This is a genomic window from Streptomyces sp. V3I8, from assembly GCF_030817535.1.
Lineage (GTDB): Bacteria > Actinomycetota > Actinomycetes > Streptomycetales > Streptomycetaceae > Streptomyces.
The window spans coordinates 4,543,542-4,562,873 of record NZ_JAUSZL010000002.1; the positions used below are offsets into that span (position 1 = coordinate 4,543,542).

The following is a 19,332-nucleotide window of genomic DNA, read 5'->3' on the forward strand; positions in this document are numbered from 1 at the left end:
ACGGCCGACCCCCACCGGACCCGCGGCCGGACCTCCCCGGGGCCCGCAGGGCGTTCGGGGGGTCGCGGGATCGGTAGGCTGGGGGCACTGCGAGTCACCCGTCCGCGCGCTTCCGCACCGCTGAAGTGCCGTTCGCAGTAGTCGTGTTGGCCTTCTGCTGTGTTGAGGATGATTCCCTGGTGCTCGTCGCGGAGCGGTATCGGTTGCAGACGTCCATCGGCCGGGGCGGGATGGGCGAGGTGTGGCAGGCCACCGACGAGGTGCTCGGCCGGGCCGTGGCCGTCAAGCTGCTGCTGGGGGACGACGCGGACAGCGCGGCCGCCGCGCGGTTCCGGCTGGAGGCGCAGACGGCGGCCAGGCTCAGTCACCCGTACGTCGTCGCCGTCTTCGACTTCGGCGCCTGGGACGACCGCTTCTACCTGGTCATGGAGCTCGTCGAGGGCCAGAGCCTCGCGCAGGAGCTGACCGCGTCCGGCACGCTCGGCGCGGAGCGGGTGGCCACCATCGCCGCGCAGGCCGCCGCCGGTCTCGCCGCCGCCCACCGCGAGGGGATCGTGCACCGGGACATCAAGCCCGGCAACCTCATGGTCGACACCCAGGGCACCGTCAAGATCGGTGACTTCGGCATCGCCCGTTTCGTCGACGACCCGGCGTCCGCGCTCACCACGGCCGGCCAGATCGTCGGAACCAGCCTCTACCTCGCCCCCGAACGCGCCCTGGGCCGGCCGGCGTCGGCCTCCTCGGACGTGTACTCGCTGGGCTGCGTGCTCTACCAACTCCTCACCGGCAGACCGCCGTTCCAGGGCGAGAGCGCGACCATCACCCTGCACCAGCACATCGACATGGCGCCGGTGCCGCCGCGCGAGCACGGTGTGCACGTGCCGCCCGCCTTCGAGAACTACCTCCTCGGCCTGCTCGCCAAGCAGCCCGAGGACCGGCCCACGGCCCACGAGGTCGCAGACTGGTTCGCCGGGGGAGCCTGGCAGGGGCGGGCCGAACCGCTGCCGGTGGCCACGCGGCAGCCGCGTACCCAGGTGTCGTACGCCGCCGCGCCGCCGCGGCCCGGGCAGCCCGGGACCGCCGACGGCGGGGCCCCGACGACGTACCGGCTGCCGCAGACCGGCGGCCGGGCGGCCGCCCGCGCCGCCCGCTCCGAGACCTCCTCGCACTCGGCCCCTTCGCGCCGCGCACGGCCCGCCGCCGGTGGCGGGCGTGGCGGTGTCGGGACCGCGGTCCGCCGCCGGCCCCGGGTGTTCGGCGTCCTCGCCGGCGCGGTGCTCTTCGTACTGGCCGTGATCGCGGGCATGTCGATGTTCTCGCCGGACGACACCGCCACGGAGAAGGGGGCGCCGGACGCGTCCTCCTCCGCCGGCCCGGCCGCGGGATCCTCCGGCGGAGCGTCGGGCGGCGGAGCCACCGGCCGTCCGGTGGCCGGAACCGCGGACCAGGACCAGAACCAGAACCAGAACCAGGACCCGGGCCAGGACCCGGGCCAGGACGGGACCGTGCCCGACGCCGGTACGGCGCCCACCGCCTCCCCCTCCGCCTCCCAGGAGCCGCCGGTCACGGCCCCGGACCCCGCCGAGGGCGGGGACGAGGCCGGGAAGGACAAGGACGGCAGGGGCGGGCCGGACGAGAACGCCGGCGACGACGGGAGCGGCGACGACGAAGGGGACGCGGAGGACTGAGGGCGGCTCCCTCAGAGGTCCTTCTCCGGCCAGTCCAGCAGCCGCGCCCCGATGACCGCGGTCTGCAGCGTGTACCGGTGGACCGGGTCCGCCGGATTCGCGCCGGTCAGCTTGTGGATGCGTGCCAGCCGGTACGTGAGCGCGCGGACGCTCAGCGACAGGCGCCGGGCGGCCTCCGCGGCGACACAGCCCGAGTCGAAGTACGCGGTGAGGGTGTCGAGCAGCGGTTCGGCACCGCCCCGGGCCGCGCGCAGCGGCCCGAGCGCGCTGACCACCAGGTCGGCCATGGCCTGCCGGTCCCGCGTGAGCACGGGGTAGACGAGCAGGTCGGCCGAGCGCAGCACGGGGGTGTCGAACTCCATGCGCTGCGCCAGGTCGAGGGCGTTCAGCGCCTCCTCGTACGACTGGACGACCCCGCCGGGCCCCGGCCGGGAGCGTCCGATGGCGACCTGTCCGCCGTCGGTGGCCGCGTACGCCTGCTTGGCGAAGAAGGAGAGCACGTCGTCCTGGTCGCCGGGGGCGATGCACACCAGGCGCCCGTCCTTGGTGGTCACCAGGATGCTGCGGTCGCCGAACCTGGCGATCAGCGCGCGTTCCACCTCGCGGGGCACGGCGTCCCCCTCGTCGTAGCCCGTCCTGCCGCGCGCGACGGCGACGGCGTGCGCGTGCGAGAGGCGCAGCCCGAACCGCTCGGCGCGCTCGGCCAGCAGACCGAGGTCGCTGCGGCCGTGCAGCAGGTCGTCGATGAACTCCCGGCGCGCGGCCTCCTCCTGCCGTACGGCCAGGAGCTGCGCCCGCTCGTAACCCTCGGCGAACGCGTCGACGGCCTGCTCGACGGCGGCGAGGGTGCTCATCCCGCCCGCGGCGGGCCAGTGCACGCGGGCGGCGGCGAGGTGCGCGCCGACCAGGGCGCGCAGTCCGAACCCCGCCTCGGCGGCCCGTTCGCCCAGCACCCGCCGGGACTCGAGCTCGTCGCGGGTCAGTCGGCGGCCGGTCGCGGAGGCGTCCGCGAGGATGCGCCCGTACCCGTCCAGGTACTCCTCGGGTATGTCCCGCCCCGCCATGTGTCCCCCTGGTGCCGCCGGTTCCGCGATGAGCCGTCCCCGTCTTTCTAGCGCATACGGGAGAAGGACGGCACGGCTGGGACGGGGCTCGCTGCCGGAGTACGGCAGATGCGTGGCGGACGTCGGGTGCTCCTCGGCACGGGGGCGGTTCCCGGAGGCGGCGGGGCGGGATCCCGGTCCCGGCCGTCCGATGACGGTGTCCGGTACCGGGGCCCCTGTCGCTCCCCCGTGGCTCCCCCGTTTCTGCCCGGCCATCATGGCGCGCGCGGACGGCACGCCGCACTGCCGGAACCGGGCAGTGTTCATGCGTTCTCGATGCCGGACGGCGCCCGGGCATCCACGACGCGCTCCGGCCCATGTGCCGACACGGCATCAAGAGAGCGTAAAGACTGCCGGATCACGGCAATGAGGACATGTCCATGAACCTGACATGATGCGGCTCCGGCGAGGTGACGGCACGGACGGGGAGGCGGACCGGATGACTCTGTTTCTGGGTCTCGGCATCGCGGGGATCGTGCTGCTGCTCCTGACGCTGGTCTTCGACGGCGTCCTGGAAGGGCTGTTCGGCGGGGCGGGCCTCCTCGACGGGCTCTTCGACGGACTGCTCTCGCTGCCGGTCGTCGCGGGCTTCGTGTCCATGCTCGGGTTCGGCGGGGCGCTCGTGCTCGGCACGACCGGCCTGGGGGCCGGACCCGCCACCGCGGTGGGCGCCGGCGCCGGAGCCGGCGCGGGCTGGCTGACCTGGCGGCTGAGCCGGGCCCTGATGCGCGACGACCCCGCCGCCGTGCCGCGCGGCACGGACCTGGTGGGCAGCCCGGGCTCCGTGGTCACCGCGATCCCGGCCGACGGCTACGGCGAGGTGCTGGTGCGCCTCGCGGGCCAGCCGCTGAAACTCGCGGCGAAGAGCACCGAAGCCGTGCCCCGGGGCGCGGAGATCTGGGTCGAGGAGTCCTTGTCACCGACGTCGGTGGCGGTCCGCCCGGCCCGGAGCTGAAGCAGTCCGGCCACCGAAGTAGTCCGGCCACCGAATCAATCGGGCCACCGAATCAATCCGGCAGCCGGATCAATCCGACATACGCACCGATCCGCCGCCTTGGGGGCGGCAGGGGGGAATCCGTCATGGGTCCAGTTCTCACAGCGGTCGTGGGAGTCGTCGTACTCCTCGTCCTGCTCGCACTCGTCGTCGTCACGCGCTACAAGGTGGCCGGGCCCAGCCAGGCCTTCATCGTCACCGGGCGGCGCGGCAAGAAGTCCACCGACCCGGACACCGGCCGGGTGGTCACCGACAACAGCGGCCAGAAGGTCGTGGTCGGCGGCGGTGTCTTCGTCGTGCCGTTCGTCCAGCAGAAGTTCACCCTCGACCTGTCCAGCCGGCACATCCCGATCTCGGTGCGCGGCGCGGTCACCCTGCGCGGCGTCAAGGCGAACCTCGAAGGTGTCGCCATCGTCAAGGTCGGCGGCACCGAGGACTCCATCCGCGCCGCCGCCCAGCGCTTCCTGATGCAGCAGAACGGCATCGTCGGCTTCACCCAGGAAGTGCTCTCCGGCGCGCTGCGCTCCATCGTGGGCCGGATGTCGGTGGAGGACATCATCCGGGACCGTGCCGCGTTCGCCGGGCAGGTCGCGGAGGAGGCCGAGGCGAGCCTGTCCGGGCAGGGCCTGGTGCTCGACGCCTTCCAGATCCAGGACATCACCACCGAGGGCTCGTACCTGGAGGACCTCGGCCGCCCCGAGGCCGCCCGCGCCAAGCAGGAGGCCGACATCGCGGAGGCGGTGGCCCGGCGCGCCGCCGAGCAGGCCCGGCTGAAGGCCGAGGAGGAGATCGCGATCGCCCAGCGGACGTTCGCGCTCAAGACCGCCGAGATCAAGGCCGAGACGGACGAGGCCGCGGCCCGGGCCGCGGCGGCCGGCCCGCTCGCCCAGGCGGCGCGCAGCCAGGAGGTCCTCGCCGAGCAGGAGAAGGTCGCCCAGCGGCAGGCCGCGCTGACCGACCGCGAGCTGGACACCAAGGTCCGCAAGCCCGCCGACGCCGCCCGCTACCAGGCCGAGCAGGAGGCGGAGGCCCGCCGGGTCGCCCTGGTCAAGCAGGCCGAGGCGGACGCGCAGCGGTCCCGGCTGACCGGTGAGGGCGAGAAGGCGCACCGCGCCGCGCTCGCCGACGCCGTACGCATCGAGGGCGAGGCGGAGGCCGCCGCGATCGGGGCGAAGGGCGCCGCCGAGGCCGAGGCGATGCGGCTGAAGGCCGACGCGTTCGCGCGGTACGGCGACGCGGCGGTGCTGCAGATGCTGGTCGAGGTGCTGCCGCAGGTCGTCGCCAAGGCGTCCGAGCCGCTCAGCGCGATCGACAAGATGACGGTGATCTCGACGGACGGGGCCGGCCAGTTGTCCCGCACCGTCGCGGACAACGTCGCGCAGGGGATGGAGCTGCTCGGCTCCACGACGGGGGTCGACCTGCCGGAACTGCTCCGCAGGATCACGGCGCCGACGCAGGCGCCGGCGCCGGCCCAGACCCCGGCGGCCCCGCCCGCCGACGGCAAGGTCGAAGTCACCGACTGACGGGACGGACGTCTTCCGCAGGCCCGAGGGGGCTGATCGCGCAGTTCCCCGCACCCCCGAAGGCGGGGCTGCGCTCCCGCCCGGTCGCGGACGAGTCCGTCCTCCCGGCCCGCCGTAGGGTGAATGCGATACGCAGATCGACATCGGACAAGGGACCAGTCATGGGCACTCCACGCCTCAGCAGTACGCCGTTGCCGGGAATAGGGGTGCGGTACGACCTGACGACCCGCGAGCAACGCCGCATCTCGGTGGTCGCGCACCGGGACGGCGGCCGCACGCTGAGCGCGTACCGCAAGGACGACCCCGACGCCTGCGCCCTCTCCGTGCGGCTCTCCGCGGGAGAGTCCGCCGCGCTGATCGACGCGCTGCTCCCCGACCACCACAGCCCCAGCCTGCTCTCCACGACCGAGCTGGGACTGGTCGCCGAGCGGATCGAGCTGTCGTCGGTCTCGCACTGGAACGGACGGCTGCTGGGTGACACCCGCATGCGGACCGAGACCGGTGTGTCGATCGTCGCCGTACTGCGCCGGGCCGAGGCCATCCCCTCGCCGACGCCGGACTTCCGGCTGGCGGGCGGGGACACCCTGATCGTGATCGGCACCCGTGAGGGCGTGGAGTCGGCCGCGACCATACTCGGAAGGGAGTGACACGTGCACTCATCCGCGGTCTTCCTGATCGAGTTCGGCGCCATCATCCTCGGTCTCGGACTGCTCGGCCGGTTCGCCGGACGCTTCCAGTTCTCCCCGATACCGCTCTACCTGCTGGCCGGGCTGGCGTTCGGCGAGGGCGGGCTGCTGCCGCTGGGCACCAGTGAGGAGTTCGTCGCGATCGGCGCCGAGATCGGCGTCATCCTGCTGCTGCTCATGCTCGGCCTGGAGTACACGGCGACCGACCTGGTCTCCAACCTCAAGACGCAGTACCCGGCGGGTCTGGTGGACGCCGCCCTGAACGCCCTGCCCGGCGCGGCGATGGCGCTGCTGCTGGGCTGGGGCCCGGTGGCGGCCGTCGTCCTCGCCGGAGTCACCTGGATCTCCTCCTCCGGTGTCATCGCCAAGGTCCTCGGCGACCTGGGCCGGCTCGGCAACCGTGAGACCCCGGTGATCCTGAGCATCCTGGTCCTGGAGGACCTCTCCATGGCGGTCTACCTGCCGATCATCACGGCCCTGCTGGCCGGTGCCGGGATCGCGGCGGGCAGTCTGACGCTCGCCATCGCGCTCGGTGTCGCCGGGCTCGTGCTCGTCGTCGCGGTGCGCTACGGCCGGCACATCTCCCGGTTCGTCTCCAGCGACGACCCCGAGAAGCTGCTGCTGGTGGTGCTGGGGCTGACCCTGCTGGTCGCCGGTGTGGCGCAGCAGCTGCAGGTGTCGGCGGCCGTGGGCGCGTTCCTCGTCGGCATCGCGCTGTCGGGGGAGGTGGCCGAGGGTGCGCACGGTCTGCTCTCACCGCTGCGGGACCTGTTCGCCGCGGTGTTCTTCGTCTTCTTCGGGCTGCACACGGACCCGGCGAGCATCCCGCCCGTCCTGCTGCCGGCGCTGGCCCTGGCGGTCGTGACCACCGGCACGAAGATCGCGACCGGTTACTGGGCCGCCAAGCGGGCGGGGATCTCGGTGAAGGGGCGGTGGCGGGCCGGGGGCACGCTGGTGGCCCGCGGCGAGTTCTCCATCGTGATCGCCGGGCTGGCCGTCACGTCCGGCATCGAGCCGCGGCTCGGGCCGCTGGCCACGGCGTACGTGCTGATCCTGGTGATCGTGGGCCCGCTCACCGCGCGGTACGCGGAGCCGGTGGCGATGCTTCTGACCCGGGGGTCCACGGCGGTCGCTCCTGCGGAGGGCGAGGCGGAGGGCGAGGGCGAGGGTGAGGGCGAGGCGGGAGGAGAGCTGAGCCGCGACCTGGTCCCCACTCCGGACACCCCCGCGGAGAAGTAACGCGGGGTACCGGGGAGGGGGAGGGGGCGCGGTGGCGTACCGGGTGCGGCCCGGTCGGGGTGGCCCGCGCAGTTCCCCGCGCCCCTGGGTGGGATGGGGGTGCTGTGGGACGTCGGGTGCGGGCGGGCGGGGGGAAAAGCTGGGGCGGAGCCCCGCTTTTCAGGGGCGCGGGGAACTGCGCGCTCAGCCCCCACCGGGCCGCACCCGGATCCCCGTAGGGGTCAGGCCCCCGGCCCGGTGGGAGACGGTTCCCGTCTTCCGGGAACGGCTGTCAGACGCCGACGCCGAAGTCGGACGCGATGCCCGCCAGACCGGACGCATACCCCTGCCCCACGGCCCGGAACTTCCACTCGGCGCCGTGCCGGTACAGCTCGCCGAAGACCATCGCCGTCTCGGTGGCCGCGTCCTCGGACAGGTCGTAGCGGGCGATCTCGGCGCCGCCGGCCTGGTTGACGACCCGTATGAAGGCCCCCCGCACCTGCCCGAAGCTCTGCCCACGGCTCTCGGCGTCGTGGATGGAGACCGGGAAGACGATCTTCGCGACCTCGGCGGGCACGGCGGCGAGGTCGACCTTGACCGACTCGTCGTCGCCCTCGCCCTCACCGGTGAGGTTGTCACCGGTGTGCTCGACCGAACCGTCCGGGCTCTTGAGGTTGTTGTAGAAGACGAAGTGCTGGTCGGACAGCACCTTGCCGGAGGCGTCGACGAGCAGCGCGGAGGCGTCGAGGTCGTAGTCGGTGCCCGTCGTCGTCCGCACGTCCCAGCCGAGGCCGACCAGCACGGCGGTCAGGCCCGGCACCTCCTTGCTGAGCGAGACATTGCCGCCTTTGGACAGGGAAACTCCCACGCTGATCTCCTTGTTGGTGCGGACGTACGTCGTGAAAAAAATCTACAGCACTGTAGAAAATAAGGAAGGCGACCTTCAGCCCGCGTTCTCGCCCTCCCGGCCCTCCCGGCCTTCCCCGCCCGCCCCGTCGGCGGCCTCGGCGGCCACCAGCCCGCCCGCGAGGCCCACGGCGAGTCCCGCCGTGCCGAGGGCGACCGTCGTGCCGATGCCGGGCGCCGACCGGTCGTGCCCGTACGCGGCGTCGGGCCCGTACGACTCCCGGTGCTCGACCAGCTCCCGGACCCACCCGTCGACCACGGTGTTCCAGTCGTGGTGCGCGGCCGGCCCGTGGGAGTGGGGGACGGTGAACCGGATGAGCGTGTCGTCGCCCGCGGAGAGGCGGCCGCCGCGCTTGTCCGCCTCCAGGACCACCTCCATGGCGGCGGGGGCGGCGAGGAAGGTCAGCTCGATCTCGCGCACCGCGTGGGCGTACTCGGCCGAGGGGGTGAGCTCCAGCTCCTGGCGGAAGGGGAGTTGCTGCCCGGTGCCGCCGATCCGGCCCGGTTCCAGGCCGGCGGACCGGAAGCCGAAGCCGAGCTGCCCGAAGGCCTCCAGGATCGCCTCCTGCGCGGGCCGCGGCGTCACGACCAACCGGTCCAGGCCGCCTCCGTCCGGGCCGCCCCCGTCCGGGCCGCCTCCGTCCGGATCGTCCTCGTCGTCCCGCGCGCCCGCCGCCGACAGCTCCGTACGCAGCCCGAGGGTGATGCCCACCTCCCGCCCGTACACCTCGGTGACCGGTGTCTCCCACGGGAGTGCGACATCGAACGGAACGGTCCGCTCCGCACCCGCGCCGAGGCGGAACCCGCCACAGACGGTGAACCGCTCGAAGACGACCGGGCGCCCACCCTCCCCGGCCCCGTTTGTCTCCCCGGCCCCGGCCCCGGCCCCGGGCCCGACCCGCGCGACGAGTTCCAGTGCGATCCGCTCGATGTCGACGTCCGCGTCGCCGCCCGCCAGCCGGACCTCGCCCGACAGCGTGCCGCCCGGCAGGACGGGCCCCGGGCCCAGGACGGTGTCCACCGTGGGACCACCCACACCGAGCGATCCGGGCAGCCGTTCGAACTCCATCGAGGGGTCCACTCCTTCGTGTGCGGGGTCGCGCTCTACGTACCTGTAGAAGGGTAAGGGGCTCCCTACTTTGCTATTCCTTTACACTGGTGGGTGTTCGAACGACGACGTGTGACAACAACCGAGGAGCGACGGTTCCACCATGGGTGAACCTCCCAGTATCAGCCGTGCCACGCCCGGCCCGGAACGCATGCGTACGGGAGCGGGGGTGGCACGGTGACCGAGGTCCTGCTGCTTCTGCTCGCCCTGTCCCTCACCCTCGCCTGCGCGCTGTTCGTGGCGGCCGAGTTCTCGCTGACCACGGTCGAGCGGGGTGATCTGGAGCGGGCGGCCGAGGCGGGTGAGCGGGGCGCGGACGGGGCGCTGAAAGCGGTTCGCAAGCTGACGTTCCAGCTGTCCGGCGCCCAGCTCGGCATCACCGTCACCTCCCTGGTGATCGGCATGCTGGCCGAGCCGTCGCTGGCCGTGCTGCTGGAAGGACCGCTGAAGGCGGTCGGCCTGGGCGGCGCGGCCTCGTCGGCGGCCACCCTCCTGGGGGTCGTGGTCTCCACCGTCGTGCTGATGGTGGTGGGCGAGCTGGTGCCGAAGAACTGGGCGATCTCGCGCCCGCTGGCCGTCGCCAAGGTGGTGGCGGGACCGCAGCGCGTCTTCACGGCGGCGTTCGGCCCGTTCATCCGGCACCTCAACAACACCGCGAACCGGTTCGTCCGCCGCTTCGGCCTGGAGCCCGCGGAGGAACTGGCCTCGGCGCGCGGCCCCGAGGAGCTCGTCGCGCTGGCCCAGCACTCGGCCGAGCAGGGCGCGCTGGAACGGGACTCCGCCGAGCTGTTCGTGCGCACCCTGCATCTGGGCGAGCTGACCGCGCAGAACGTGATGACGCCCCGCGTCGACGTGCGGGCCCTGGAGGCCCACGCCATGGCCACCGACGCCGCCAACCTCACGTACGCGACCGGCCTGTCCCGCTTCCCCGTCTACCGCGACACCCTGGACGAGGTCGTCGGCACGGTCCACATCCGTGACGTCCTCGCCCTGGAGCCCGGCGAACGGGCCGTGACCCCCGTCACCGAGCTGGCCACGGCCCCGCTGCTGGTGCCGGACAGCCTGCCCGCCGACCTGCTCCTCGAACGCATGCGCACGGCCCGCACGATGGCCGTCGTCATCGACGAGTACGGCGGCACGGCCGGGGTGGCCACGGTGGAGGACATCGTGGAGGAGGTCGTCGGCGAGGTCCGCGACGAGCACGATCCCGTCGAGGTGTCCGACCTGCTGCCCGCCCCCGCCGCGCCGGACGGCCGCGCGGTGTGGGAGGCGGACGGCGGTGTCCGGCTGGACGAGCTGGCCGGCATCGGGCTGCGGGCGCCGGAGGGTCCGTACGAGACGGTCGCCGGTCTGGTGGCCACGCGGCTGGCGCGGATCCCGGTCGAGGGCGATGTCCTCGACCTGGACGGCTGGCGGCTGGACGTCCTGGACGTGGAGCACCACCGGGCCGACCGCGTCCGCATCACCGAACCGGCCGGCGAGCGGGCGGAACAGCCCGTCGGCCAGAGCGCGCGGGAGTCCCGATGAGCACGTCCACCACCGTCCAGCTGGCCATCGGCGCCCTGACGCTGCTGACCAACGCGTTCTTCGTCGGGGCGGAGTTCGCCCTGATCTCCGTACGCCGCAGCCAGATCGAGCCGCTGGCGCAGGAGGGCAACAAGCGGGCCCGGATGACCCTGTGGGGTCTGCGGCACATCTCGGCGATGATGGCGACCGCCCAGCTGGGCATCACCGTCTCGTCGCTGGTGCTGGGCGCGGTCGCCGAACCGGCCATCGCGCACCTGCTGGAACCCGCCTTCGAGGCGGCCCACGTCCCGCACGGCCTGGTGCACCCGATCGCCTTCGTGATCGCCCTCACCGTGGCCACGTACCTGCACATGCTGATCGGCGAGATGGTCCCCAAGAACCTGGCCCTCGCCGCGCCGGTGCCGGCCGCGCTGCTGCTGGGCCCGGCGCTGGTGGCCCTCACCCGGGCGCTGAAGCCGGTGATCTTCGGCATCAACGCCTTCGCCAACGCCCTGCTGAAGCTGCTGCGCGTCGAGGCCAGGGACGAAGTGGAGTCGGCCTTCACCGACGACCAGCTCGCCCGGATGGTCGTCGACTCCAGTGAGGCCGGTCTCCTCACCGCCGCCGACGGCGAACGGCTGCGGGACGCACTGGAGCTGGGCACCCGCCCGGTCGGCGAGATCCTCGTGCCGGCCCAGCGGATGCGTACCGTCGACGCCACCGTGACGCCGGCGCGGCTGGAGCGGGCCGCCGCCGAGGCCGGCTTCTCCCGGTTCCCCGTGACCGGCGGGGACGGCACGCTGCTCGGCTACCTCCACATCAAGGACACCCTCGGGGTCGCCGACCGCGACCGCCCGTTCCCGCGGAGCGCGCTGCATCCGGTGACCCGTGTCCGCATCGACACCCCGCTCGACGACACGCTCACCGCCCTGCGGGCCACGGGCAGCCACCTCGCGGCGGTCACCGGAGAGGCGGGCAAGGTCCTCGGCTTCGTCACGATGGAGGACGTCCTGTCGGAACTGGTCGGTCCGGCCCCGGCGGGGGTCTGACCGGCGCCGGTCCCGGGCCGGTCACCGCAGCGGTCGGCGGACCCACACCGCGCGGGACGCCGCGTCCGGGCCGGCACCGGGTCCAGGACCGGCACCGGGCCCGGGCCCGGGCCCGGAACCGGAACCGGCGCCGGACCCGGGGCAGGGCTCGGTGGCGGGGATGCCGTACCTCGTCCATCCCCAGGCACGGAAGGTCTCCGCAGCCGCGCCGTCCGTCGGCACGCCGTTCGTCGTCGCCATGACCAGCTCGGTCTCCAGCCGGACCAGCAGCCGTTCGACCAGGCGTGTCGCGATGCGGCGGCGGCGGTGGCCCGGCAGCACCATCAGCTCGGCGAGCAGGAACGTACGGCCCGAGGCGGTGTGCTCCTCGACGTCGGCCGGCAACGCCCCCCGGAAGTCCGGCCGGCCCTCTGCGTCGGACGGCGCCCGGAACCCGTACGCGCAGCCGACCGGCTCGGCCGCGTCGGCGACCACCATGTCGAAGCCGGTGTGCTGCACATGCTGCTCCAGCCGGTGCAGGAAGCCCTGCCGGTCGGGGGGTACGGCCCCCGCCGCGCCCTCACCCGCACCCCGGTACGCGCCGACGTACACGTCCGCGACGGCGTTCCGCTGTTGCTCGGCCTGCCACCGGGACAGTCTGCGCAAGTACACCTCTGCCATACGGGCCTCCCCCCGGCCGCGGGACGGATATCCCCGGACTCGGCATCATCACAGCCGGAGCCGCCGGGGTAAACGGTGCCTCGGCGTCCTGTCGACGGGCCGTCATACGCGGCGGACCACCCCGGGGGGTGGGCACGACCGCCGGTCTCGCCTACTCTCTGGACAGAATGACAAACAGGACTCGCCCAGAGCCCGCGAGTTCTGAACCGTGAACGGTGAACTGTGTCGAAGCCGTGTCCGCGGCTTCCCTCGCGCCCCCGGCCCCCGGGTGCATCATCCCCCTGATCCCGGGCGCCAGGACGATGCGATCGCCACCACCGAGGGAACAACCTCTCGCCCCCTCGCGCACGGGCCCCTGACCACAAGTCCCTTGCGGATCCGCCGGCGGTGCACTCCCGCGTGCCGCCGCGATCCGACGAGGGATCTCCGGCCCTGAACCGTCGTCGGGGGGCGACGCGGAGGGCAGTGCGGTCGCCGCCGGTGAGCACGACACCGGCGGCGGCCCGCACACACCTGGACGCCCCGCACGGGTGTTCCCGGCGGCGGGCGTCAGCCGACGCACACCACGAGCAGGCGGAGCTGCGACGAGGGGGCACCGGTGCCCGGGTCCGCGGGGGACCGTGTGACGGCGTCGGCCGCGGGGCGCCGGGCGTCCGGCCGCGCCGACGGCGGCCGGGTGTCCCGCGACGCCCCTTCCCCGGCGGAGCCCGCGACCTCCGGCGCCGAGGCCGCCTCCGCACGGTCGCCCGGGTACCGGTCCGGCGCGGTGCACGTCAGGCCGCCCCCGACGAGCGCGACGGCGGTCGCGACCACGGCCCGCGCTGGTTCTTCCTCCACCGGGCGAGCTGACGGCGCCGCGCGGCCCGCCCCTGCGGTACGGCCTGCGCACCTGCGAAGCCGTCGTACGGGTCCGGACCCGTGGCCAGGTCCGTACTCAGGTCCGGATCCAGGTCTGTGCCCGTGGCGGCGCTCCCGGCGGTCATGGTGACCCGGGGCCGGACGGTGTCACGGATGACGGCGACCGGGGCTGTGACGAGGCCTTCCCGGGACTGTGTGCAGTCTGTGTGACGCTCCTGCGCGGAACCCGTCACAGGGCGACGGCTCCTTCGGGACGCCGGTCAGTCCCCCCGCTTCCCGGCGCCCGCCGCCCGCCGGTACTCGTCGTTGATCCGCTGTGCTTCTTCGAGCTGGTCCTCGAGGATCACGATGCGGCAGGCCGCGTCGACCGGGGTCCCCCGGTCCACCAGCTCACGCGCGCGGGCCGCGATCCGCAGCTGGTAGCGGGAGTAACGCCGGTGTCCGCCCTCGGAGCGCAGCGGAGTGATGAGCCGCGCCTCGCCGATGGCCCGGAGGAAACCGGGAGTGGTGCCGAGCATCTCGGCGGCCCGTCCCATCGTGTACGCGGGATAGTCGTCGTCGTCCAGTCGATCGCCCAGCGGACTGTCTTCTGTCATGTCACCTCGTTCTGCAACGCGTCTGGGGGCCCTGGCGCCGTACGGCACCAGGGCCCCGAAGGAAATTGAACACCATCTGCCGGCGCTACTGTCGCGCCGACCTTCTGTTTCCGCAGTCCGGCCCGGGAGAGGGCCTGGAGTACGGGGATCGCGGATGCGTGACCGGGGACCACCTTCCAATCCGGGGTCTTGCGGTACCCGGTCCGAATCCTCTCGGCCGGGCGATCCTGATGGCGTCTGCTCCGTCCTTCCTGTCACGACCTGCGAACTTCACTTGCACGTACGGGTACTCCGCCCGCCAGTTCGTGTCTGCCGGGCCCTGCTCGACCTTGTCTACGAGAGAAACCTTAGCCACAGTCCCGGCCAATGTCTACTCTGGCAAAGGTAGATTTTGGTTGGCACGGGTTCCAGTTATCCTGCCGTCGTCCCCGCGGGGGGTAAGTGCGGGGCCCACTGGATAGAATCGGCTCTCATGTCGAACCCTGACGAACTGCTCGTCGGCATCGCTGCCCTGGTGGAATCCGGGCAGAGCAACCGGATGTCGCTGACCGTGGTTACCGGTGGTGCCGTCATCACCGGCCGACTGGCTCCCGAGGACGTGTGGCGGGGGCGGGTCTCGGAGGTGCTGAAGGACTCGGAGCACCTCGGCCCGTTCGCCGGTATCTTCCTCGCCGGCCGGAGCAAGGACCGTGAACACCGCGAGGACCATGAACACCGCGAGGGCCGCGACGAGGCGCCCACGCACCTGCACTTCCATCTCGCCCGCATCCTGCAGGGCAATGTCGGGATCCCCGAGACCGGCGGGATGTACCGCGTCGCGATCGAGGACGTCAGCGCCTGGACCATGGGCGACTTCAGCTACTCCGACCACTGACCACCGACGGACAGACGAGGGAGGGCCCTGCCGACATGTGTCGGCAGGGCCCTCCCTCGTCGCTGTACCGGTGACCCGTACAGCCGCTGTCCGGCGGGTCAGCCGGCGACGACCGCCGGCGGCTGGGAGTCGCCCAGCATCGCCGGCTGGGAGTCGCCGAGCATCGCCGAGGCGTTCTCCAGCGGGCTGAGGGCACGCGGGGCGGGCGCGGGCTCCTCGGCGCTGCGGCAGGTGAAGCCGAGCCGGGCCATGGCCCGGGTGACCTCGCCGCCGGTGAAGTCGCGGCGGTCCTGCCGGGTGATGACCTCGCCCACCTGCTTGACGGGGTACTGGCGGCGGCCGATGACCACGGACTCACCCGTGATGGCCTCGGGCTTGATGCCCTTCATCGAGTCCAGCACCCCGCCCTTGGTGAGGTCGAACGGGAACCGGGCGATGACACAGCGCATGATGCCTCACAGTCACAGAGGAGTGGGGAGAAGGAGGGCCGGGCCGACCGGGGGGACCCAGGCTACCGAAGGCGTGGGGACTACGCTGCCGCGTCGACGGCGGAAGAGCGCGGCGCCGAGCGGCGTGCGGTGTCGCCGACGGACCGGCTCCGGCCGCCACGGCCGCGGCGGCCGCGGGACGCGGAGGGGGACGACGAGGACGCGCTGCGCCGGGGGCGCTCCGAGGCGGGCGCGGTGATGGTGACCGGGACGCCCGAGGGGGCCTGCGCGCCGGTGATGCGGCCCAGCTCGGCCTCGCCCGAACGCACTTGCGTGGTCTGCGGGTTGATGCCCGCGGCGACCATCAGCCGGCTCATCTCCCGGCGCTGGTTGGGCAGGACCAGCGTGACGACGCTGCCGGACTCGCCCGCGCGGGCCGTGCGGCCGCCGCGGTGCAGGTAGTCCTTGTGGTCGGTGGGCGGGTCGACGTTCACGACGAGGTCGAGGTTGTCGACGTGGATCCCGCGCGCCGCGACGTTCGTCGCCACCAGCACCGTCACGTGTCCGGACTTGAAGCGGGACAGCGTCCGCGTGCGCTGCGGCTGGGACTTGCCGCCGTGCAGGGCCGCCGCCCGGACACCGCTGTTCAGCAGGTGCTCGGTGAGCCGGTCCACCGCGTGCTTGGTGTCCAGGAACATGATGACCCGGCCGTCGCGGGCCGCGATCTCGGTGGTCGCCCGCTGCTTGTCCGCGCCGTGCACGTGCAGGACGTGGTGCTCCATGGTGGTCACGGCGCCCGCGGACGGGTCGACGGAGTGGACCACGGGGTCGGTCAGGTAGCGGCGGACCAGGAGGTCGACGTTGCGGTCCAGTGTGGCCGAGAACAGCATCCGCTGGCCGCCGGGGCGCACCTGGTCGAGCAGCTCGGTGACCTGGGGCATGAAGCCCATGTCGGTCATCTGGTCGGCCTCGTCGAGAACCGTGATGGACACCTGGTCCAGGCGGCAGTCGCCACGGTCGATGAGGTCCTTGAGGCGGCCGGGGGTCGCGACGACCACCTCGGCGCCGGCCCGCAGCGCGCCGGCCTGGCGGCCGATCGACATACCGCCGACGACCGTGGTCAGCCGCAGCTGCAGGGAGCGGGCGTACGGGGTGAGCGCGTCGGTGACCTGCTGGGCCAGCTCGCGGGTGGGGACGAGGACCAGGGCGAGCGGCTGCCTCGGCTCGGCGCGCAGTCCCGCCGTACGGGCGAGGAGCGCGAGGCCGAAGGCGAGGGTCTTGCCCGAGCCGGTGCGGCCGCGGCCGAGCACGTCGCGGCCCGCGAGCGAGTTCGGCAGGGTCGCGCCCTGGATCGGGAACGGGACGACCATGCCCTCGTGGACGAGGGCGGCGAGCAGCTGCTCCGGCATGTCGAGGTCGGAGAACGCCTCGACGGCGGCCAGCGCCGGGGTGACCGACTTCGGCAGGGCGAACTCGCCCTGGGGGCCGCTCGGCCGGCGTCCGTAGCCTTCGCTGCGGCGGGGGGCGCCGGAGCGGAAACCGCTCTTCGCGGGACCCGGACTCGAGGTGCGGGTGCGGGAGTAGCGGTCATTCGTGCGCGTGCGGTTCACGTGGAACCTTCCTTGACATGGCGCGTATCAAGGAATTCCCGCGAAGAACGAGCAGCGCAGAGAATTGCAAGAACGAGCCGAAGAAAAGAGGAGCCGAATCGGTTGGGGAATCGAAATCGGCGGAGAATGTTCGCGGGGCGGTCCACCCGGCGCGGTGCACTGTTCCCTGGACGGGGCCGGCCCGGGGGCCGGTCGTTCTTCCGTGTGCGAGCCGGGTCCGGAGGATTTTCATCCGGAGCTCGACGGAGAACCCCGTGGTGCGGGCGGCGGTGCGCGGGTGACGACGTGCGACCTGGCGGAGTGCGGGTCGCGGAACCCCGGAAAGCAGCGAGCTGGGGCCCGCACCCCAAGGTGCGGGCCCCAGCTGCGAAGTGCGTGCCGACGATCAGGCGGGAACGATGTTCTCGGCCGTCGGGCCCTTCTGACCCTGCGCGATGTCGAACGTGACCTTCTGGCCCTCGTTCAGCTCGCGGAAGCCCTGGGCGGCGATGTTCGAGTAGTGGGCGAAGACGTCGGCGCCGCCGCCGTCCTGCTCGATGAAGCCGAAGCCCTTTTCTGCGTTGAACCACTTCACGGTACCGGAAGCCATTTTTTTCTCCTTCGGGGCGGTGCTCGGAGTGCACACTGCGTGTACTCCGTGTCGCCGTGATGATCACCCCGCCGGAAATAACCGGAGCCATAAAGGATCCCCACCCGAATGAACTGGTGGGGACACCTGCAAGATTTTCGGGAACCACAACTGCAACTGAGATCGACACTAGCACGGTGGGCAGGTCTTTGCAGGGTCTGCTAAATCACACGGCCGGTCGGGTAAGTAATATTCATCGCGCTTCGCAGCCAATTCTTACTTTGTTGGCACAGATATTGGCGGACCCGGGGCGCATGGTTTCTGGGTGTCCCGGGTCCGCCCGGTGTCAGGGCTGGATCGGCATGCTCCAGCAGTTGGACGTGGTGGACCGGCCGGAGAGGCGGTCCACCAGCCAGTCGACCGCGTCGCCCTGGTCCGCCAGCAGCGGGGCGAAGTGATTCAGCAGGGCGCTGCCGACGTTCGGCAGGACCACGGGCTTGTAGGTGACGTCGGCGCCCTTGCCGCACCAGTCGACGGCGAGGGTGCGGGCCTGACCGTGCGGGACGAGGTTGTCGCTGGTGCCCGTCGCCAGCCGGACGGGCCCGGACGGCTTGAGCCTGCCGATGCGCTGCCCGTCCAGGAACCTCTTCAGTTCGGGCGAGGCGGCGATGATGTCGCCGAGGGTGCTGCCGTCGGTCGTCCACCGGGTGCTCTTGGTGTAGCCGTAGCCGAGCAGGCCGTCGCCGACGCACATGGTGGACAGGTCGGCGAGGGCCGCCTTCCCGGCGGCGTTCAGGTGTGCCTCGGCGATGGGCCTCAGCTCGGGGTCGGACTGGAGGAACCCGTTGAGCGACCAGCCCAACGCACCGGCCAGTTCGCTGCCGTCGATGGCCTTGGTGACGGCGGCCAGGTCGGCGGGCGGCGCGCCCGCGTAGGTGCCGGCGAGGGTGACGTCGGGGGCGTACGAGGACTGCAGTTCGGCGGCCGCGGCCGTCGCCCCGCCGCCCTGGCTGTAGCCGTACAGCCCGACCGGGGAGGCGGTGGTGACCGAGCCGCCGGTGACCGAACGGGCCGCGCGCACGGCGTCCAGGACCGCGTGCGCCTCGTCGACCCGGTCGACGTAGGTGTGCAGCCGGTCGGTCGCGCCGAGGCCCGCGTAGTCGGTGACGACCACGGCGGTGCCCTTGGCGAGGAGCCGGTAGATCGCCAGGTCCTCGTAACCGACGGACACCGTCTCGCCGTTGAGGGTCAGGGGGTGTTCCAGGCCCATGGACGCGGCGCACTGGTCGCCCTGGCCCAGGGTGCCGGGCGCCACCGCGACCAGGGGGCGCGGTCCGCCGCCCTTCCAGCGGGCCGCCGGTTCGATGTACGCCCCGGTGACGGCGACCGGTTTCCCGTTCGAGTCGGTGGACTTGTACATCAGCCTGGTCGCGGTGCCCGGCAGCGGCCCGTGCAGGCTGGGCAGGCTGAGGGCCAGGGGGAGCGGCTCGCTGCGGACGAGCGTGCCGTTCGCGGCGGGCAGGGCGGTCGGCGGGTTGTAGAACGCGGGGATGGTGACGCCCCGGGACACGACCTCGTCCGCCGCCGTGGCGGCGGTGGCCGTGAGTGCCTGGGCGGTGAGGCAGGCGACGGCGGTGACCGCCGCGGCGAGCAGTCTGTGGCGTGCGGGCATGGCGAACCTCCTGTGGAGCGGCCGGCAGAGAGGTGCACGAGAGCGGCGGCGCGGAGTCGCAGACGCGTCCCACGGGTCTGGCCGTGCCGCTGTGAAGTGGTTCGCCTGGAACTTACCTACGAGTAAGTTACTCGTGGTAGCAGTAGGGAGGTTACGGTTCGGTAACTTGGCGGGGGCCGACGTGGACCAGACCAGGGGCTGACACGGCGGTACGCCCTCTCGTACCGCAGAGGGACCCGGTGGCCCGTCTCTACTGCGTACCGAGTAGCGAAATGTGTCGGCAGC

The 19,332-nt window shown here is 72.6% G+C and carries 18 protein-coding genes; 8 read left to right on the top strand and 10 right to left on the bottom strand.

What is annotated here, in order from left to right; translation table 11 throughout:
* Positions 1-203: 203 nt before the first annotated feature.
* Positions 204-1,688 carry a serine/threonine-protein kinase gene (locus tag QFZ75_RS20170; protein ID WP_373465905.1) on the top strand — a complete coding sequence of 495 codons (1,485 nt, stop codon included), beginning with the start codon at positions 204-206 and terminating at the stop codon, positions 1,686-1,688.
* A gap of 11 nt (positions 1,689-1,699) precedes the next feature.
* Here the strand turns inward: QFZ75_RS20170 and QFZ75_RS20175 are convergent, their stop codons facing one another.
* A complete protein-coding gene (locus QFZ75_RS20175; RefSeq protein ID WP_307538854.1) occupies positions 1,700-2,752 on the bottom strand; it encodes a CdaR family transcriptional regulator in 1,053 nt (350 codons plus the stop codon).
* 478 nt (positions 2,753-3,230) lie between these two features.
* On the opposite strand from QFZ75_RS20175, the gene QFZ75_RS20180 reads away from it, so the two are divergent.
* The 4 genes from QFZ75_RS20180 (at position 3,231) to QFZ75_RS20195 (ending at position 7,233) form a co-directional block, all read left to right on the top strand.
* Positions 3,231-3,746 carry a hypothetical protein gene (locus QFZ75_RS20180; RefSeq protein ID WP_307538855.1) on the top strand — a complete coding sequence of 172 codons (516 nt, stop codon included), beginning with the start codon at positions 3,231-3,233 and terminating at the stop codon, positions 3,744-3,746.
* A 125-nt stretch (positions 3,747-3,871) separates the two neighbouring features.
* A complete protein-coding gene (locus QFZ75_RS20185; RefSeq protein ID WP_307538857.1) occupies positions 3,872-5,308 on the top strand; it encodes a flotillin family protein in 1,437 nt (478 codons plus the stop codon).
* Positions 5,309-5,469: 161 nt separating this feature from the next.
* Positions 5,470-5,955, top strand: a complete 486-nt coding sequence (locus QFZ75_RS20190; protein ID WP_190037949.1) for a cation:proton antiporter regulatory subunit — start codon at positions 5,470-5,472, stop codon at positions 5,953-5,955.
* Positions 5,956-5,958: 3 nt separating this feature from the next.
* Positions 5,959-7,233 carry a cation:proton antiporter gene (locus QFZ75_RS20195; RefSeq protein ID WP_307538859.1) on the top strand — a complete coding sequence of 425 codons (1,275 nt, stop codon included), beginning with the start codon at positions 5,959-5,961 and terminating at the stop codon, positions 7,231-7,233.
* A gap of 271 nt (positions 7,234-7,504) precedes the next feature.
* Here the strand turns inward: QFZ75_RS20195 and QFZ75_RS20200 are convergent, their stop codons facing one another.
* Positions 7,505-8,080: a TerD family protein gene (locus tag QFZ75_RS20200; protein WP_307538861.1), complete on the bottom strand. Its 576-nt coding sequence runs from the start codon at positions 8,078-8,080 to the stop codon at positions 7,505-7,507.
* A 75-nt stretch (positions 8,081-8,155) separates the two neighbouring features.
* The gene (locus QFZ75_RS20205; RefSeq protein ID WP_307538863.1) at positions 8,156-9,187 is read right to left on the bottom strand and encodes a sporulation protein; all 1,032 of its coding nucleotides are present in this window, start codon (positions 9,185-9,187) and stop codon (positions 8,156-8,158) included.
* Between the two features lie 216 nt (positions 9,188-9,403).
* Here QFZ75_RS20205 and QFZ75_RS20210 point away from each other — a divergent pair, with 216 nt between their 5' ends.
* On the top strand, positions 9,404-10,753 hold the full coding sequence (locus tag QFZ75_RS20210; RefSeq protein ID WP_307538865.1) for a hemolysin family protein: 1,350 nt from the start codon (positions 9,404-9,406) through the stop codon (positions 10,751-10,753).
* The gene (locus QFZ75_RS20215) at positions 10,750-11,781 is read left to right on the top strand and encodes a hemolysin family protein (protein WP_307538866.1); all 1,032 of its coding nucleotides are present in this window, start codon (positions 10,750-10,752) and stop codon (positions 11,779-11,781) included. The genes QFZ75_RS20210 and QFZ75_RS20215 overlap by 4 nt, the downstream gene beginning before the upstream one ends.
* Before the next feature lie 21 nt (positions 11,782-11,802).
* Here QFZ75_RS20215 and QFZ75_RS20220 read toward each other — a convergent pair whose 3' ends face one another.
* The 3 genes from QFZ75_RS20220 to QFZ75_RS20230 form a co-directional block, all read right to left on the bottom strand.
* Positions 11,803-12,441 (bottom strand): GNAT family N-acetyltransferase, encoded by a 639-nt coding sequence (locus QFZ75_RS20220; RefSeq protein WP_307538867.1) that lies wholly within the window; start codon positions 12,439-12,441, stop codon positions 11,803-11,805.
* 549 nt (positions 12,442-12,990) lie between these two features.
* Entirely contained in the window at positions 12,991-13,278 is a 288-nt protein-coding gene (locus QFZ75_RS20225; protein WP_307538869.1) for a hypothetical protein, read from the bottom strand.
* 281 nt (positions 13,279-13,559) lie between these two features.
* Positions 13,560-13,895 (bottom strand): MerR family transcriptional regulator, encoded by a 336-nt coding sequence (locus QFZ75_RS20230; RefSeq protein WP_307538871.1) that lies wholly within the window; start codon positions 13,893-13,895, stop codon positions 13,560-13,562.
* 472 nt (positions 13,896-14,367) lie between these two features.
* On the opposite strand from QFZ75_RS20230, the gene QFZ75_RS20235 reads away from it, so the two are divergent.
* Complete coding sequence (locus QFZ75_RS20235; RefSeq protein ID WP_307538872.1) at positions 14,368-14,769, top strand: hypothetical protein; 402 nt, start codon at positions 14,368-14,370, stop codon at positions 14,767-14,769.
* A 98-nt stretch (positions 14,770-14,867) separates the two neighbouring features.
* Here QFZ75_RS20235 and QFZ75_RS20240 read toward each other — a convergent pair whose 3' ends face one another.
* The 4 genes from QFZ75_RS20240 to QFZ75_RS20255 all read right to left on the bottom strand — a co-directional run bounded on the left by QFZ75_RS20240 (position 14,868) and on the right by QFZ75_RS20255 (position 19,047).
* On the bottom strand, positions 14,868-15,218 hold the full coding sequence (locus tag QFZ75_RS20240) for an SCO5918 family protein (RefSeq protein ID WP_307538874.1): 351 nt from the start codon (positions 15,216-15,218) through the stop codon (positions 14,868-14,870).
* Positions 15,219-15,298: 80 nt separating this feature from the next.
* Positions 15,299-16,807, bottom strand: coding sequence for a DEAD/DEAH box helicase (locus tag QFZ75_RS20245; protein WP_307538875.1), 1,509 nt, complete (start codon positions 16,805-16,807; stop codon positions 15,299-15,301).
* Between the two features lie 385 nt (positions 16,808-17,192).
* Positions 17,193-17,396 (bottom strand): cold-shock protein, encoded by a 204-nt coding sequence (locus QFZ75_RS20250; RefSeq protein ID WP_107017975.1) that lies wholly within the window; start codon positions 17,394-17,396, stop codon positions 17,193-17,195.
* A 325-nt stretch (positions 17,397-17,721) separates the two neighbouring features.
* The gene (locus QFZ75_RS20255; RefSeq protein ID WP_307538878.1) at positions 17,722-19,047 is read right to left on the bottom strand and encodes a lipase family protein; all 1,326 of its coding nucleotides are present in this window, start codon (positions 19,045-19,047) and stop codon (positions 17,722-17,724) included.
* Positions 19,048-19,332: the final 285 nt, after the last annotated feature.

Excerpts from the sequence above, each read along its gene's own strand:
- QFZ75_RS20180 (WP_307538855.1), top strand. The coding sequence starts at position 3,231 with ATGACTCTGTTTCTGGGTCTCGGCATCGCGGGGATCGTGCTGCTGCTC.
- QFZ75_RS20250 (WP_107017975.1), bottom strand. The coding sequence starts at position 17,396 with ATGGCTTCCGGTACCGTGAAGTGGTTCAACGCAGAAAAGGGCTTCGGC.
- QFZ75_RS20205 (WP_307538863.1), bottom strand. The coding sequence starts at position 9,187 with ATGGAGTTCGAACGGCTGCCCGGATCGCTCGGTGTGGGTGGTCCCACG.
- QFZ75_RS20240 (WP_307538874.1), bottom strand. The coding sequence starts at position 15,218 with ATGCGCTGTGTCATCGCCCGGTTCCCGTTCGACCTCACCAAGGGCGGG.
- QFZ75_RS20230 (WP_307538871.1), bottom strand. The coding sequence starts at position 13,895 with ATGACAGAAGACAGTCCGCTGGGCGATCGACTGGACGACGACGACTAT.
- QFZ75_RS20185 (WP_307538857.1), top strand. The coding sequence starts at position 3,872 with ATGGGTCCAGTTCTCACAGCGGTCGTGGGAGTCGTCGTACTCCTCGTC.
- QFZ75_RS20235 (WP_307538872.1), top strand. The coding sequence starts at position 14,368 with ATGTCGAACCCTGACGAACTGCTCGTCGGCATCGCTGCCCTGGTGGAA.
- QFZ75_RS20215 (WP_307538866.1), top strand. The coding sequence starts at position 10,750 with ATGAGCACGTCCACCACCGTCCAGCTGGCCATCGGCGCCCTGACGCTG.
- QFZ75_RS20190 (WP_190037949.1), top strand. The coding sequence starts at position 5,470 with ATGGGCACTCCACGCCTCAGCAGTACGCCGTTGCCGGGAATAGGGGTG.
- QFZ75_RS20255 (WP_307538878.1), bottom strand. The coding sequence starts at position 19,047 with ATGCCCGCACGCCACAGACTGCTCGCCGCGGCGGTCACCGCCGTCGCC.
- QFZ75_RS20220 (WP_307538867.1), bottom strand. The coding sequence starts at position 12,441 with ATGGCAGAGGTGTACTTGCGCAGACTGTCCCGGTGGCAGGCCGAGCAA.
- QFZ75_RS20175 (WP_307538854.1), bottom strand. The coding sequence starts at position 2,752 with ATGGCGGGGCGGGACATACCCGAGGAGTACCTGGACGGGTACGGGCGC.